Source organism: Allobosea sp., from assembly GCF_030695125.1.
Lineage (GTDB): Bacteria > Pseudomonadota > Alphaproteobacteria > Rhizobiales > Beijerinckiaceae > Allobosea.
Window position 1 is genome coordinate 94,611 of record NZ_JAUYTP010000022.1, and the last position, 15,282, is coordinate 109,892.

Annotated in this window: 12 protein-coding genes; 4 read left to right on the plus strand and 8 right to left on the minus strand. The window is 63.6% G+C overall.

Going from position 1 to position 15,282, the window contains the following annotated elements:
- The first annotated feature begins 7 nt into the window (after positions 1 to 7).
- The 3 genes from secF to Q8S38_RS06835 all read left to right on the plus strand — a co-directional run bounded on the left by secF (position 8) and on the right by Q8S38_RS06835 (position 2,435).
- A complete protein-coding gene (gene secF, locus Q8S38_RS06825; protein ID WP_305679667.1) occupies positions 8 to 961 on the plus strand; it encodes a protein translocase subunit SecF in 954 nt (317 codons plus the stop codon).
- Between the two features lie 20 nt (positions 962 to 981).
- Positions 982 to 1,359, plus strand: a complete 378-nt coding sequence (locus tag Q8S38_RS06830) for an Mth938-like domain-containing protein (RefSeq protein ID WP_305679668.1) — start codon at positions 982 to 984, stop codon at positions 1,357 to 1,359.
- Positions 1,360 to 1,541: 182 nt separating this feature from the next.
- Entirely contained in the window at positions 1,542 to 2,435 is an 894-nt protein-coding gene (locus Q8S38_RS06835; RefSeq protein WP_305679704.1) for a phytoene/squalene synthase family protein, read from the plus strand.
- Between the two features lie 120 nt (positions 2,436 to 2,555).
- On the opposite strand, the gene trmFO is transcribed toward Q8S38_RS06835, so the two are convergent.
- The 8 genes from trmFO to Q8S38_RS06875 form a co-directional block, all read right to left on the minus strand.
- Positions 2,556 to 3,962 (minus strand): methylenetetrahydrofolate--tRNA-(uracil(54)-C(5))-methyltransferase (FADH(2)-oxidizing) TrmFO, encoded by a 1,407-nt coding sequence (trmFO, locus tag Q8S38_RS06840; protein ID WP_305679669.1) that lies wholly within the window; start codon positions 3,960 to 3,962, stop codon positions 2,556 to 2,558.
- A 171-nt stretch (positions 3,963 to 4,133) separates the two neighbouring features.
- The gene (locus tag Q8S38_RS06845) at positions 4,134 to 4,289 is read right to left on the minus strand and encodes a DUF1127 domain-containing protein (protein ID WP_305679670.1); all 156 of its coding nucleotides are present in this window, start codon (positions 4,287 to 4,289) and stop codon (positions 4,134 to 4,136) included.
- A 413-nt stretch (positions 4,290 to 4,702) separates the two neighbouring features.
- Positions 4,703 to 5,209, minus strand: coding sequence for an invasion associated locus B family protein (locus Q8S38_RS06850; protein WP_305679671.1), 507 nt, complete (start codon positions 5,207 to 5,209; stop codon positions 4,703 to 4,705).
- 348 nt (positions 5,210 to 5,557) lie between these two features.
- Positions 5,558 to 5,884, minus strand: coding sequence for a hypothetical protein (locus Q8S38_RS06855; RefSeq protein WP_305679672.1), 327 nt, complete (start codon positions 5,882 to 5,884; stop codon positions 5,558 to 5,560).
- Positions 5,885 to 6,595: 711 nt separating this feature from the next.
- On the minus strand, positions 6,596 to 7,210 hold the full coding sequence (locus tag Q8S38_RS06860; RefSeq protein ID WP_305679673.1) for a hypothetical protein: 615 nt from the start codon (positions 7,208 to 7,210) through the stop codon (positions 6,596 to 6,598).
- Between the two features lie 25 nt (positions 7,211 to 7,235).
- Positions 7,236 to 8,936: a putative dsRNA-binding protein gene (locus Q8S38_RS06865; RefSeq protein WP_305679674.1), complete on the minus strand. Its 1,701-nt coding sequence runs from the start codon at positions 8,934 to 8,936 to the stop codon at positions 7,236 to 7,238.
- 234 nt (positions 8,937 to 9,170) lie between these two features.
- The gene (gene uvrA, locus Q8S38_RS06870) at positions 9,171 to 12,083 is read right to left on the minus strand and encodes an excinuclease ABC subunit UvrA (protein WP_305679705.1); all 2,913 of its coding nucleotides are present in this window, start codon (positions 12,081 to 12,083) and stop codon (positions 9,171 to 9,173) included.
- A gap of 458 nt (positions 12,084 to 12,541) precedes the next feature.
- Positions 12,542 to 13,723, minus strand: coding sequence for a pyridoxal-phosphate-dependent aminotransferase family protein (locus Q8S38_RS06875; protein WP_305679675.1), 1,182 nt, complete (start codon positions 13,721 to 13,723; stop codon positions 12,542 to 12,544).
- 218 nt (positions 13,724 to 13,941) lie between these two features.
- On the opposite strand from Q8S38_RS06875, the gene Q8S38_RS06880 reads away from it, so the two are divergent.
- On the plus strand, positions 13,942 to 15,168 hold the full coding sequence (locus Q8S38_RS06880; protein WP_305679676.1) for an MFS transporter: 1,227 nt from the start codon (positions 13,942 to 13,944) through the stop codon (positions 15,166 to 15,168).
- Positions 15,169 to 15,282: the final 114 nt, after the last annotated feature.

Consider the following 15,282-nt stretch of genomic DNA (forward strand, 5'->3'; position numbering starts at 1 on the left):
TCAGCGCATGCGTCTGCTTCGCATCGTTCCCGATGGTACGACTTTCAAATTCGTCCGCTTCCGGCGTTTCAGCTACCCGTTCTCGGCTGCCTATTCGCTGCTGGTGCTCTTCCTGTTCCTGACGGTCGGGCTGAATTTCGGCATCGATTTCCGCGGCGGTACGCTGATCGAGATGCAGTCCAAGGCGGGACGGCCGGATATCGCGCAGGTCCGGCAGAGCGCCAATGCGCTGGGCTTCGGCGAGGCCGAGGTCCAGGAATTCGGCGCGGCCGGCGAAATCTCGATGCGCTTTGCCCTGCAGCCGGGCGGCGAGGTGGCGCAGCAGCAGGTCGTGGTCAAGGCGCGCGACGCCTTCTCGGCGGCTTATGATTTCCGCCGGGTCGAGACGGTCGGTCCGCGCGTCTCCGGCGAGCTGGTCCAGGCCGGCACGCTCGGCGTCGTGCTCGCGATCATGGGCGTGCTGATCTATCTCTGGTTCCGCTTCGAGATGCAGCTCGCGATCGGGGCGATCCTGGGCACGCTGCACGACATCGTGCTGACGCTGGGCTTCTTCCTGATCACGCAGCTCGAGTTCAACCTGACCTCGATCGCGGCGATCCTGACCATCGTCGGTTATTCGCTGAACGAGACCGTGGTGGTGTTCGACCGCACGCGCGAATTGCTGCGACGCTACAAGACGATGTCGATTCCCGACCTGCTCGACCTTTCGGTGAACTCGACGCTGTCGCGCACGGCGATCACCTCGACCACGACGGTGCTGGCGCTGGTCGCGCTGGTGATCTTCGGCGGCACGGCGATCGAGGGCTTTGCGCTGGTGATGCTGTTTGGCGTCGTCGTCTGCACCTATTCCGCGATGTTCATCTCGACGCCGGTCCTGCTCTATCTCGACGTCCGGTCGGGTTTCAGCCGCTCCGAGGGCGCCGACGACAAGCTGCCCGCCGGGGCCAAGGCCAAGAACTGAGCGACGCGGGCCGGCCCGGCATGCCCCGCTTCGACGGTTTCGTTCCCGGCCGCCACCCTCTCGACGCCTTCGGCGCCGGCGGCTTCCGCTTCGCCGGCATGGGCCATGTCGGCTCGATCCTGGCGACGCCGGCGGGAATCGCGATCTGGCCGGTGACCTGTTTTGCCGACGTCACCGCACAAAGCTTCCAGCGGGTGCTGGACGAAGCCGACACGATCGACTTCCTGCTGATCGGCACCGGCGCCGACATCGCCTTCATTCCCCACGCCTGGCGCGCCCTGCTCAAGGAGCGCGGCATCACGGTCGAGGGCATGGCGACCGGCGCCGCGGCGCGAACCTACAATGTGCTCGTCGGCGAGGATCGCCGCGTCGCCGCCGCGCTGATCGCGGTGGATTAGGGCGGCCTGCGCCGCTGCGCGGCCTTTGCGGGTGAGGCTGCGCCCGGCGTCGCGTGGTCCGGCCCCATTCGCGTCGGCCAAATCGCGTCCCCCATGTCCGAGAGGCGTAGCCAGCGACCCGCGCCTCGTCCTACACTGCCGCATACGTGGCCAGGGGGCAGGCACCGGATCGAGGCCAGATGATGCCGCAGGCAACCGAGACCGACCGTCGCAGCGAGACCACGCCTTCGGCGCTGCCGCAGGCCTATGCGCACTGCGCCAGCGTGGTGCGCGAGCAGGATCACGACCGCTACATCGCCTGCCTCTACGCGCCCGAATCGCAGCGCCCGGCCTTGATGGCGCTCTATGCCTTCAGTCTGGAGATTGCCCGCGTGCGCGCGCTGGTCAGCGAACCGCTGCCGGGCGAGGTGCGGATGCAGTGGTGGCGCGATCTGCTCGAGGGGCAGAGTGCCGGCGAAGTGCAGGCCCATCCGGTCGCGGCCGCGCTGCTCGACACCATCGCCCGCTACCGCCTGCCGATCGCGCCGCTGACCGGGCTGATCGAGGCGCGCATCTTCGATCTCTATGACGACCCGATGCCGTCGCAGCGCGATCTCGAGGGCTATGCCGGCGAGACCGCGAGCGCGCTGATCCGGCTGGCCTCGATCATCCTCGCCAATGGCCGCGATCCCGGCGGGGCGGCGGCCGCGGGCTATGCCGGCGTCGCTTATGCGCTGACGGGGCTGATGCGCGCCTTCCCCTGGCATGCGGCCGAGGGGCAGGTCTATCTGCCCGGCGACATCCTCGCCCGCAACGGCGTCACCCGCGACGACATCGTGCGCGGGCGCGGCGGGCCGGGCGTGCTCTATTCGCTGAAGGAGATGCGCGCGATCGCGCGCGGGCATCTGGGGAAGCTGCGCGAGTTGCGGGCGACGATCCCGCCCGCGGTGATGCCGGCCTTCCTGCCGGTGGTGCTGGTCGAGCCCTATCTCAAGCGCATGGAGCGCTCGGGCTACGATCCCTACCGCACGATCATCACCATGCCGGCTTGGCAGCGGCAATGGGCGATCTGGCGCGCGGCGAAGGCGGCTGGCTGAGCAACCTCGTCATTCTCGGGCGGAGCCGAAGCGCAGACCCGAGAATCTCTGGCCGGAGATGCTCGCACGCTTTCTCGTCCTGAGATGCTCGGGTCTGCGCCCGAGCATGACGAGCCTTGGTTACTCCGCCGCCTGAGCCTGCTCCCCGCCGGCCCAGGCCTCCATCTCGACCTTCGCGCGCGCGGTCAGCGCATGCTTGCGGGCGACGCTCTTGGCCGGGCCCTTCAGCTTCTTGCCGTCGGGGCCATGCGTCGCCTGGCCCTCGATATGGGGAAACAGCCCGAAATTGATGTTCATCGGCTGGAAGGAGCGCGGGCCTTCGTCGATGGTGACGATGTGGCCGCCGGTGATGTGGTTGACCAGCGCGCCCAGCGCCGTTGTCGCGGGCGGCAGGTCGAGCGCCTGGCCGAGCCGCTCGGCCGCCGCCATGCGGCCCGCCAGCAGGCCGATCGCGGCGCTTTCGACATAGCCCTCGCAGCCGGTGATCTGCCCGGCAAAGCGCAGGCGCGGATCGGCTTTCAGGCGGAGCCGCTCGTCGAGCAGTTTCGGCGAGTTGAGATAGGTGTTGCGGTGGATACCGCCGAGCCGCGCGAACTCGGCGTTCTGCAGGCCCGGGATCATCCGGAAGATCGCGGCCTGCTCGCCATATTTCAGCTTGGTCTGGAAGCCGGTCATGTTGAACAGGGTGCCGAGCGCATTGTCCTGGCGCAGCTGCACCACCGCATAGGCCTTGACCGTCGGGTTATGCTTGTTGGTCAGGCCGACCGGCTTCATCGGGCCCCAGCGCAGGGTCTCGCGGCCGCGCTGCGCCATCACCTCGATCGGCAGGCAGCCGTCGAAATAGGGCGTGCCCTCCCATTCCTTGAACTCGGTCGTCTCCGCCGCGAGCAGCGCGTCGATGAAGGCCTCGTACTGGTCGCGGTCGAGGGGGCAGTTGATGTAGTCGGCGCCGGTGCCGCCTGGACCCGCCTTGTCATAGCGCGACTGGAACCAGGCCTGGTCCATGTCGACCGAATCGAAATGCACGATCGGGGCGATGGCGTCGAAGAAGGCGAGCGCATCCTCCCCGGTCAGCGACTGGATGCCAGAGGCGAGGGCGGGCGAGGTCAGCGGGCCGGTGGCGATGATGACGCTGTCCCAGTCCGCCGGGGGGAGGCCCGCGATCTCGGCGCGGTCGATCGTGACCAGCGGATGGGCCTCGAGCGCCGCGGTGACGCCCTGGGAGAAGCCGTCGCGGTCGACGGCCAGCGCGCCGCCGGCCGGGACCTGATGGGCGTCGCCGGTCGCCATGATCAGCGAATCGAGCCGGCGCATCTCCCAGTGGAGCTGGCCCACCGCGTTGGAGAGCGAATCGTCGGAGCGGAAGGAGTTGGAGCAGACGAGCTCGGCCAGCCCTTCCGTCTTGTGCGCCTCGGTGCCGCGGACGGGCCGCATCTCGTGGAGGATGACGGGGACGCCGGCCCTGGCGATCTGCCAGGCGGCTTCGGAGCCGGCGAGACCGCCGCCGATGATGTGAACGGGTTCCATCGCCTCGATGTGTCGCCCGCCGCCGCCGACGTCAAGGGAAGCCGGGCCCGAAATGCAAAATGCCCGCCTTGCGGCGGGCATTCGCTCTTCAACCGGACGTCGCGAGGGAGGGTCGCTTCGTCCAGGAGATACCAGGCGTGACCGGCGCCCCGGTTGCGGAGCGCCGAGCCTTCAGACGGCGGCGTGGGTGCGCGCGACGAAGGTGATTTCCGAGCGCGACAGGCCGAGATCATCGAGCTCGCGGTCGGTCAGGCGGGAGAGCTCGCGAACGGTCTCGCGATAGCGCAGGTAAGAGCGGATCTTGGCGGCGATCATGGTGACGAACATAACGGGGTCCTACTAGGTTTCCGGAGCGGGTCGGTGCCCACAGCGACGAATTCGTTGTGCAGTGCATATAAGTGAGCCAGTGCGGCGCAAACAGAGGCATCACGTCAGTTCCGTTATGCGATCAGCGCATGAACCATTCTCAAAACCTTCACTTTTGCCGCTTCGCCCGCGTCCAGCGGTTAACGGATCGGTAAGATTCGTCGCGTTTCTGCCTAATCGCTGATCAAGGGCCGTGGCTGCTCAGGGGCCAGGGTCCGATCTGCCGCCGGTTTGGGCAGGATAGGCCCCTTAACGATGTTGCGCTGCATATAAGCGTCGATTCACCATTCTCGTGGCGAATCGGCGCGTTCGGGAGCGCAAACCGGGCCGGGCGGCGCGAATCCGGCGATTCGGCCGGCCGCCCGGCCTCCTTCTCAGTCGCAGGCCGCGAGATGGCGCGAGGCGGCGGTGACGCCGGCGAGCGAGAACGCGTAGCGCGTCTCGTTGCCGCGGCCGGAGCGGGCCTCCAGCTCCATGATGCGGCCGGCGCGCATCGCCGCCAGCAGCTCCGGCTCGCGCTCGACCCGGCGCAGCCAGGCATGGCTTCCCTGGGTGATCATGCGGAAGGTGTCGTCGCCGATGGTGACGGTGACCTCCGAGCCGGTGGCGAACTCATAGCCGGCCTGCAGGCTGGCTTCGGTGCGCTGCGGCGTCTCGCTCTCCTTGACGAAGAAATACACGTCGCCATGGCGCAGCGTCTCGGGCGCGGCGCTGGTGGGGGTGGCGAGGATGTAGCAGCTGCGCGCCTCGCCCTGGCCGAAGGCGGCGGCGTTCCAGCTGCCATACTGGCCGAGCGGGGTGGCGGTGGCGGCTGCGGCCGGCAGAGGGCCAAGGCCGAGCGTGGCGGCGATGAGGGCGGCGCGGGTGGCGGATCTCGTCATCCTGTCTCCTTTCCTACGAAGCGGGCAGGGTGCGAGGGTAGCGGTTAACGAGGCGTGACCATGGCGGGCGGGTCTGGCTTGGCGCTCCCATGGGTGCCCAAGGGGCATGCCGGGGCGGGTCCGTCCGACCAGATGGCCTCACCCTCACTGCCGTCATCCCGGACAAGCCGCGTCAGCGGCGCCGATCCGGGATCCATTCCGGACCCTCTCGGAACCAGCGTTCCGGCATGGATCCCGGGTCTCCGCGGAGTTTATCCTTGGGCCGATCTTAGATCGGACCCGAGGGCTGCGCCCGGGATGACGGCGAGGGGGAAGGGCACGGATAGGCCTCCTGAGCCGCCGCGCCGCTCACCCGCCGTCCTGCGCGATCTCCTCGGCGACGCGGGCATCGGCGCGGCGGCAGGCCTCGTCCGGGTCGAGCCCGGCCTGCCGGTTCTCGATGGCGTATCGGAAGCGGCGGCGTTCCGTGTCGGGGGCAGCCTGCATGAAGGCGATGAAGCATGCTCCGTCGCTGCGCCGGCAGCTCCGCTGGCGCCGGCAGGTCCGGTTCGGGCAGAAGCTCCAGACCTGGACGAGATCGCCGCAGCGATGCAGCAGCAGCGGCCGCACCCTCTGGCAGCTCTCGAAATCGGTGATGGGCGGGATGTCGGCGAAGCGGCCGCGTCGTTGCGTCATGGATCGTCTCCCTTGCGGGGAGGGGGCGAGCGCCGGCCCCCGCCCGCTGTTGCAGCGTCGGTTTGCGAGAACGGGGCTGGCGGAGCGCCGCGAGGCGCGGGGTATAGAGGCCGCAACCGTTGAGCCAGGCTGCGGCGCGACAGGATTGAGCCACCCGTCGCACGCCCCCCGGCGCTCCGCCTTCGGCGTTTTTCGTCTCCGGGCCGCGCTTATCGGGTCGAAGGCCGGCCATCGCCGCGAGCCCTTTCGACGCCAGTGCCCCTCATCGGGTTGTCGCGTCTATTTGGGCATGGGACGACGGCGTTTGCCGACGACCGTTCCAGCGAGCTCCTCGCACAGGGGCCGTAGTACCCCCAGGGCGGTGCCCCGAAACCTCCCGGGACTGGCGTGTGAAACCAGCCGCAGGCGCCGACCCTTCACCCAGCCACTGGCACACCTCCGGTTGGCCGCCCCGTTTGGGTGATGGGCGAGGGGAGTATGGGGGATGCGGGGAGGGCGGGGATAAGGTTGCGTGGGAACCGCGATGAGATTGGCACCGCATGTGACCAGTCACAGTTGACAGGGACCATGTTGCTTCAGTCTGCGTCTGCCATAGTACTCAAAAGCGAGCGTGGTCGATAATCAGCCAATTCAAAAAATGAATATCAATATTATTACAATAAAACGTATACACGTGAACAAATGATTTAGTTTTTTGATATTATTGTTTTATTACCAGCCGAGAAGCATATCTGGCCTTAATGGACCAATAAAAGAGCTGCGCGATACTTTATCTGTCGCCGCTAAGGAATCGTATGACCTGCATATAGCAAAATACGACCTCATAAATATTGGGCTATCTCGACTATTATGCATGATCAGCCCCCCTGTGCCGGCCCAATTTGGGTGGACCGCCTCGCATAGAACGTTATAGATGTCAGATGCTTCGGGCATATGCTTGTCTAGAAACCTGATTCCATCAGCGACATGTGGCGATTTTATTCCTAGCTCTGTCTCGAATTCTCGAGATGCAAAGAAATGTTTTCTTAAAGTATTGCGAAATTTCTCTTTATCATTGGCGTTTCGCGCTCTAATCATCTTGTCGATAAAATCAATAAACGTCCCTGCTGTTTCCAGCAAGCCTCTTGCTGTCATACTTGCCGTTATCATGCGGCCACGTTCTAAACTTTCAATGCAATCTTCAGACAGCTCCAAAAGTCTGTTTACTATAGATATAGAGTATTCCCTAATCGTTATACCGGAGGCTGAATGCTTATAAAATAATTTGTTAAGATCGAATCCCAGTTGGCGCACAATATCGATTTCATGCAGCAGTTTGATTTTCATACTGTTTTCATTTAGATGATTTTGGTCAAACAATTTTGCTATCCCTATAAATCGCTATAAGCATATTATATGAAGCGACATTACGCGCCGCCTTTAGTGTTGATCCGAATCCAGTCGTTGTATTATTTTTGTATTTGCAGACGACTTTGTGGTTTGGAGCATGCATGTTTTTGGTATCGGGATACGTCAAGAAATCAGGCTTTGCTCGGTCAGAAAATGATTGAGTAAATTCTTGAAGGATTTGAGAGTATGGAGCTTTATCATTAAAACGTGCGTTGATATCAATAAACGTCTCGATCTGCCCTGCAGATCTATCTCCAAGATCAAATTTTTTATTATAGTTTTCGAGGCTACTTTCAAAAATTGACTTTAGAAATTGAAAATTTTCTTCTGTTGAAACCACTGAATTAGCGTACATTAAACTCTGTATTATGTCGTGTAATTGTGCTTTGCTAATTTCATGATGTTTAATAAAAATTTGTTTCTCTCCAGCTTCTACGCAGTAAATCTCTCTGAGTTTATCTGTAGCGACCGGTACTCTGATGTTGTTGGGTGCGTTGCTTTGACAGGATAGGGCTATTGCTGCTATAAATTGACTGCCAACTAATGCTGCGGTGCCGCTACAATGCGTACACGCGCCATTCTGATCATAGGTTGATGTCGTTGAGAAACAAGAAATTGTATCTTTATCGCTGACGTTCCATCGCAACTTATGGGTGTTAATCCAGGAACGCGCCTGCTTGACTTGTCTATCAGAGGGAACCCAACGTAATGCTGTACAGCGTGTTTTGTTATAGTATTCGTTTATTCGTTTTTCTTGATACTTCCTAAATTGTGGCTGATTTAGGTCTTCCAGTTTGGATAGTATGGATTCCGCTACAAGGACCGTTGCGGCTCGCTTTGAGCTACCAACTTCTTGTATCTCGCCGACCCCTGGGATCGATGTAGAAGCTTCAAATGCTGGGTCGTGCTCGGGGCGGCCCTCAATCTTTGTGACGACGTATGATGGTGTATTTCCAAAACAATCCTGAGTATATTCCTGCAAAAAAGTCTTTGGATCTCGTATAATTAAAATATCGTACTCATATTTTGCTAAAGTGCCTACTGGATCGGCAGTGCGAATTATAAAATCCTCAATATCCGAGAAACTTGAACCGTTTATGTGTAGCGAATGAATAGTTTCGAAATATGCTCGAGAAAGATCTGACTCCGAGAATATATGATTTTGATCTGTGCAAATATTACCTAGATCGGATTTTTGCCAAACAGTTGCAATAAAATCCAAGCGCCCAAGGTGGTTGCAGGCAAACGATCCGTGTTCTCTGCCTCTCGATAAAAAGAAACCCGATCGTATAAGTATTCTGAGAGTTAAGTAATTATAGATCGACTTACCGGCCGAAGCGGTAGTTGAACTTATATTTTGATAGAAATGAGAAAATTCACTATCTATTTGCCCAGCTTCGTGTCCAATCAAAGAACTGTGTCGTATAGAATATATAAATTCATATTTTTTTGGTGCATTTATATAATGATTGACGCGTTGCGAAAAATAATCGCAGTAAATTTTGTGAGATTCAATCATACTTACTATCGCAGCTAGTCGATTCTCCATCGCCGTGATCGACGCATCAAAACGCTCGATCTCGGAGGTATATATATCCCGAACGCGCGCTGACATTTCGGCGAGAACATGATTTAGCCGAAGTGTTGATAGTTCAAGGCTCATGATTGATCAACGCATCTTTGACACGCGCAGATTACAGCAGGCAGGCGGTGCCAATGCAAGCGATGATCAAAAAACTTTCAATTTGATGACGATTCGGGGTCGCCAAGGTCTTTTGCGGTACGCTGCCCATTGTTCGGAGTTCGTCGCCGTGGCGTGCCTCCCGAGCCGCAGGATTGGTGCAGGATTGGTGCAGGCGCTACCGTGGGAGACGGGTGAGGAATTGCGCCCGAACCGTCACTCCGCCGCCTCCCGCACCGCCTTGCCCTTCGCGATCGGCCGCCGCTCCAGCACCTCCTTGAGGAAGCGGGCGGTGTGGCCCTTGCCGGCCTTGACGATCGCCTCGGGCGTGCCCTCGGCCACCACGACGCCGCCGCCGTCGCCGCCCTCGGGCCCCATGTCGATCACCCAGTCGGCCGTCTTCACCACTTCGAGGTTGTGCTCGATGACGACGACGGAGTTGCCCTGCTCGACCAGCTCGTGCAGCACCTCCATCAGCTTGGCGACGTCGTGGAAATGCAGGCCGGTGGTCGGCTCGTCCAGGATGTAGAGGGTGCGGCCGGTGGCGCGCTTGGAAAGCTCCTTGGAGAGCTTGACGCGCTGGGCCTCGCCGCCCGAGAGCGTCGTCGCCTGCTGGCCGACCTTGACATAGTCGAGCCCGACGCGGGCGAGCGTCTCCATCTTGTCGCGGATCGAGGGCACGGCCTTGAACAGGTCCTTGGCCTCCTCGACGGACATGTCGAGCACGTCGGCGATGGAGTGGTCGCGGTATTTCACCTCCAGCGTCTCGCGGTCATAGCGCTTGCCCTTGCAGACGTCGCAGGTGACGTAGACATCCGGCAGGAAGTGCATCTCGATCTTGATGACGCCGTCGCCCTGGCAGGCCTCGCAGCGGCCGCCCTTGACGTTGAACGAGAAGCGGCCCGGCTGGTAGCCGCGCGCCTTGGCCTCGGGCAGGCCGGAGAACCAGTCCCGGATCGGCGTGAAGGCGCCGGTATAGGTCGCGGGGTTGGAGCGCGGGGTGCGGCCGATCGGCGACTGGTCGATGTCGATGACCTTGTCGAGATGCTCGATGCCCTCGATGCGGTCATGCGGGGCGGGGTGGTCGATCGCGCCGTTGAGCTTGCGCGCCACCGCCTTGTAGAGCGTGTCGATGACCAGCGTCGACTTGCCGCCGCCGGAGACGCCGGTGATGCAGGTGAACAGCCCGAGCGGGATCTCGACCGAGACATCCTTGAGGTTGTTGCCGCGGGCGCCGACGATCCTGAGCGAACGCCCCTTCTGCGCCTTGCGGCGGCGCACGGGCACCGCGACCGACATCTCGCCGGTGAGGTATTTGCCGGTGAGCGAGTCGGGATTGTCGAGGATCTGCTGCGGCGTGCCCTGGGCGACGATGCGCCCGCCATGGATGCCGGCGCCGGGGCCGACATCGACGACGTAATCGGCGGTGAGGATCGCGTCCTCGTCATGCTCGACGACGATGACGGTGTTGCCGAGGTCGCGCAGCCGGCGCAGCGTGCCGAGCAGCCGCTCATTGTCGCGCTGGTGCAGGCCGATCGAGGGCTCGTCCAGCACATAGAGCACGCCGGTGAGGCCGGAGCCGATCTGTGACGCCAGCCGGATGCGCTGGCTCTCGCCGCCCGAGAGCGTGCCCGAGGCGCGGGCCAGCGTCAGGTATTCCAGCCCGACATCGAGCAGGAAGGTCAGCCGGTCGCGAATCTCCTTGAGGATGCGCGGGGCGATCTCGTTCTGCTTCTGGCTGAGGCGCGAGGGCAGGCGGGTGACCCAGTCGAGCGCGTCCTTGACCGAGAGCCGCGAGATCTCGCCGATATGGCAGCCGTCGATCTTGACCGCGAGCGCCTCGGGCTTGAGCCGGAAGCCCTGGCAGGCCTTGCAGGGCGTCTCGGACATGAAGCGGCCGATCTCCTCGCGGGCCCAGTCCGACTCTGTCTCCTTCCAGCGCCGCTCCATATTGGTGATGACGCCCTCGAAGGGCTTCCTCACCTCATAGGCGCGCAGCCCGTCATTATAGGCCATGCGGACCGGCTCGGCGCCGGTGCCGAACAGGATCGAGATCTTGGCGCTGTCGGGGAGCTCGGCCCAGGGCTTGGTCATCGAGAAGCCGAGATGGCGCGAGAGCGCCTCCAGCGTCTGGCCGTAATAGGGCGAGGTCGACTTGGCCCAGGGCGCGATGGCGCCCTTCTTCAGGCTGAGCGAGGGATCCGGGACGATCATGTCCGGGTCGATGCGCATCTCGTGGCCGAGGCCGTCGCAGGCCGGGCAGGCGCCGAAGGGGTTGTTGAATGAAAAGAGTCTGGGCTCGATCTCGGGGATCGTGAAGCCGGAGACCGGGCAGGCGAATTTCGAGGAGAAGACGATGCGGCGCGGCGAGCCGTCCTCCTCCTTCTCGTCGGCATATTCGAAGACGGCGATGCCGTCGGTGAGGTCGAGCGCCTGCTCCAGCGAGTCGGCGAGGCGCGCGCCGAGATCGGGCCGGATCACAAGGCGATCGACGACGACGTCGATGTCGTGCTTGAACTTCTTGTCGAGCGCGGGCGCATCGGGAATCTCGACGAACTCGCCATTGATCTTCACGCGCTGGAAGCCGCGCTTGAGCCACTCTGCCATCTCCTTGCGGAACTCGCCCTTGCGGCCGCGCACGACGGGGGCGAGCAGGTAGCCGCGCGTCTTCTCCGGCAGCTCGACCAGCCGGTCGACCATCTGCTGCACGGTCTGGCTCTCGATCGGCAGGCCGGTCGTGGGCGAATAGGGCACGCCGGCGCGCGCCCAGAGCAGGCGCATGTAGTCGTGGATCTCAGTGACGGTACCGACGGTGGAGCGCGGGTTCTTCGAGGTCGTCTTCTGCTCGATCGAGATCGCCGGCGAGAGCCCGTCGATCTGGTCGACATCGGGCTTGCTCATCATCTCCAGGAACTGGCGGGCATAGGCCGAGAGGCTCTCGACATAGCGGCGCTGGCCCTCGGCATAGATCGTGTCGAAGGCGAGCGAGGATTTGCCCGAGCCCGACAGCCCGGTGAAGACGACGAGCTTGTCGCGGGGAATCGCGAGGTCGACGTTCTTGAGATTGTGCTCGCGGGCGCCGCGCACAGTGATCATGCGCGAGTCGGTGCGGCGGGCCTCGTCGAACATCGCCTCCAGCGACGCGGCCTGGTCGGCGAGCGAGGTCTTGTTGCCGACGGGGGCGGTACGGGAGCCGGACGCGGATGTGCCGCCGGTGGAAGGTTTGCGAGCCATGGGGGCGTCCGGTCAGGGATGAAGCGTAGAGATAGGGCAAAAGCCGCGCCACACCAGCCCATGGGGCGGGCGGCGGCGTTGTCTATCACGCAAGCCGCCAGCGGCGCGTCGTCGCGGGGCGCGATGCTGACAGGGTGTGGCAGGAGTGGGGGGGCGGCTCGTCGCCTGACGCGCCGTCGTCCCGGGCGACCCCTCGGGTCCGGCCTTCGGCCGCCCCAAGGGCAGGCTCCGGGAGACCCGGGATCCATTCCGGAAGCTGACCGAGCAGCGTTCCGGAATGGATCCCGGGTCTGCGCTTCGCTCCGCCCGGGATGACCCCGCCTTACGACTTGGTCACCAGAACTGGAGAACGCTCAGGCTGTCGCAGCCCCGAGATACGCCACCGCCGCATCGACGCCGCCGGAACCGTGCGGCACGCCCTTCGCCTGCAGCGCCATCTCGACGACGCCGAGCGTTCCCAGCACGGTCGGCGCGTTGACATGGCCCATATGGGCGATGCGGAAGGCCTTGCCGGTGAGATCGCCGATGCCGAGCCCGAGCGAGACGCCGCCGATATCGCGGGCGAAGTTGGTGATCACGGTGGATTCGACGCCCTGGACCAGGATCGGCGTGACGGAGGGGGCGCGCTGGGCGGGGTCTGTGATGTTGAAGGTCACGGCCTGGCCTTGCGACCAGCGTGCCACGGCGGCATGGGTCGCGCCGGCGAGGAGGCGGTGGCGCTCCCAGACGGCCTCCAGCCCCTCCTCGAAGATCATGTCGAGCGCCGCGCGCAGGCCGAAGAGCAGATGCTCGGGCGCGGTGCCGCAATGCTTCATATAGGCGAGCGTGTTCATCCGCGACGACCAGTCCCAGTAGAGCGTCTTCATCGTCGCGGTCTTGTGCGCGGCAATCGCCTTCTCGTTGGCGGCGACGAAGGCCAGCCCCGGCGAGGTCATCAGCCCTTTTTGGGAGGCCGACATGGCGACGTCGACGCCCCAGGAATCCATCTCGAAGGGCATGCAGCCGACCGAGGCGACGCCGTCGACCATGAACAGGGCCGGGTGGCCTGCGGCGTCGATGGCGCGGCGCACGGCCGGGACGTCGTTGACGACGCCCGAGGCGGTGTCGATCTGCACCATCAGCACGGCCTTGATGGCGTGGCCGTCATCGGCGCGCAGCCGTGCCTCGACGGCGGCGGGGTCGATCGCAGCGCGCCAGCTTCCCGGCAGAACCTCGACATCGGCGCCCATGAAGGCGGCCATCTCGCCCCAGCCGATGGCGAAGCGGCCGCTCGCCAGCACCAGCACCTTGTCGCCGCGCGACAGCACATTGGTCAGCGCCGCCTCCCAGCCGCCATGGCCGTTGGCGGCGTAGACGAAGGTCTCGCCGGTGGTGCGGAAGACGCGCTTGAGATCGGCCAGCACCGACTCCGTCAGATCGACGATCGGCTTCGAGCTCAGCTCCTCGGCCGGGCGCATCATCGCCTGGAGCACGCGGTCGGGGATATTGGTCGGCCCCGGCATCGCGAGGATGTGCCGGCCGTTGGCGACGCTCATCTGACGGGAATCCTGTGTGGCGGCGGGGTGCCTGAGGGGGGGCCCTGTCGCCATAGCGACAGTGCCGGCCCACAAGCAAGAGCCGTGCACGCCGCAGGGTCATGCCGTCACCGGCGGGCTGCTGCATGGCGCCCCTGCATTCATTTCGCTGGCTTAGCGGCTCGCGCCGGTTCAATGGCTAGCAAAATGGCCTGGCTCGAACCGGATACCCCTCGGACATGACCGCCACCACGCCGCCCGCCCGCATCGCCCAGGCCGCCGCCATGCCGGTGCTGCTGGCGCTCAGCGCGACGCATCTGCTCAACGACATGATGCAGTCGCTGATCCCGGCGATCTACCCGATCATCAAGACCGCCTATGGCCTGGATTTCGGGCAGATCGGCCTGATCACCCTGACCTTCCAGATCACCGCCTCGCTGTTTCAACCGCTGGTCGGGGCCTATACCGACAAGAACCCGATGCCCTATTCGATGGTCGCGGGCATGGGTTTCACGCTCGCCGGGCTGATCGGGCTGGCCTATGCCGGCAGCTACCCGCTGCTGCTGCTCTCGGCGGGCTGCGTCGGGCTCGGTTCCTCGATCTTCCACCCGGAGGCGACGCGCATGGCGCGCAACGCCTCGGGCGGGCGTCACGGGCTGGCGCAGGGCATCTTCCAGGTCGGCGGACAGACGGGCGGGGCGCTCGGGCCTCTGCTGGCCGCCTTCATCATCGTGCCGCGCGGGCAGGCGAGCCTGGCCTGGTTCTCCGCCGCGGCTCTGGTCGCGATGATGCTGATGACCTGGACCGCCGGGCGCTATGCGCAGCTGCAGCGCCAGCAGGCGGCGGCACCTGCAAAGGCGAAGGCGGCTGCGGCGGCCCCAGCGCGCTCGACGGCGGCGGTTGCCTTCGCGGTCACGATCCTGGTGATCCTGCTGTTCTCGAAGAACGCCTATTCGCAGAGCTTCAGCTCGTTCTACACCTTCTACCTGATCGGCAAGTTCGGGGTCAGCGTGCAGACCTCGCAGGTCATGCTGTTCCTGTTCCTCGGCTCCTCGGCGGCGGGCGCGATCTTCGGCGGCATCATGGGTGACCGGATCGGCCGCAACAAGATCATCTGGTTCTCGATCCTGGGCGCGCTGCCGTTCACGCTGATGCTGCCCTTCGCCGACCTGTTCTGGACCGGGGTGCTGACGATCGTCATCAACCTGATCATGTCCAGCGCCTTTGCCGCGATCCTGATCTACGCGATGGAGCTGATGCCCGGCCGCATCGGACTGGTCGGCGGGTTGTTCTACGGCCTGTCCTTCGGGCTGGGCGGGGTGGCTGCCGCGCTGCTCGGCGAACTCGCCGACCGGATCGGGATCGACGCGGTCTATGCGATCTGCGCCTTCCTGCCGGCGATCGGCCTGCTCGCCTGGTTCCTGCCGAAGCTGACGCCGCAAGGGGCGGGTGCGCCTGCTCATTGAGGCACCGGCACAGAGCGAGAATTGATCTCGCCCAAAGCGGCGCTGGCGGCTTGCGCTAGCATCCCTCCCCAAACCGCGCCCCGACCGCTCAGGCCGGAGGCGCAAGCAGGGGGG

Bases quoted from the DNA above. Each gene is read 5' to 3' on its own strand.
- uvrA (WP_305679705.1), bottom strand. From the start codon at position 12,083: ATGTTCGACGAGGCCCGCCGCACCGACTCGCGCATGATCACTGTGCGC.
- Q8S38_RS06865 (WP_305679674.1), bottom strand. From the start codon at position 8,936: ATGAGCCTTGAACTATCAACACTTCGGCTAAATCATGTTCTCGCCGAA.
- Q8S38_RS06845 (WP_305679670.1), bottom strand. From the start codon at position 4,289: ATGTTCGTCACCATGATCGCCGCCAAGATCCGCTCTTACCTGCGCTAT.
- Q8S38_RS06860 (WP_305679673.1), bottom strand. From the start codon at position 7,210: ATGAAAATCAAACTGCTGCATGAAATCGATATTGTGCGCCAACTGGGA.
- Q8S38_RS06855 (WP_305679672.1), bottom strand. From the start codon at position 5,884: ATGACGCAACGACGCGGCCGCTTCGCCGACATCCCGCCCATCACCGAT.
- Q8S38_RS06880 (WP_305679676.1), top strand. From the start codon at position 13,942: ATGACCGCCACCACGCCGCCCGCCCGCATCGCCCAGGCCGCCGCCATG.
- trmFO (WP_305679669.1), bottom strand. From the start codon at position 3,962: ATGGAACCCGTTCACATCATCGGCGGCGGTCTCGCCGGCTCCGAAGCC.
- Q8S38_RS06830 (WP_305679668.1), top strand. From the start codon at position 982: ATGCCCCGCTTCGACGGTTTCGTTCCCGGCCGCCACCCTCTCGACGCC.
- Q8S38_RS06835 (WP_305679704.1), top strand. From the start codon at position 1,542: ATGCCGCAGGCAACCGAGACCGACCGTCGCAGCGAGACCACGCCTTCG.
- Q8S38_RS06875 (WP_305679675.1), bottom strand. From the start codon at position 13,723: ATGAGCGTCGCCAACGGCCGGCACATCCTCGCGATGCCGGGGCCGACC.
- Q8S38_RS06850 (WP_305679671.1), bottom strand. From the start codon at position 5,209: ATGACGAGATCCGCCACCCGCGCCGCCCTCATCGCCGCCACGCTCGGC.
- secF (WP_305679667.1), top strand. From the start codon at position 8: ATGCGTCTGCTTCGCATCGTTCCCGATGGTACGACTTTCAAATTCGTC.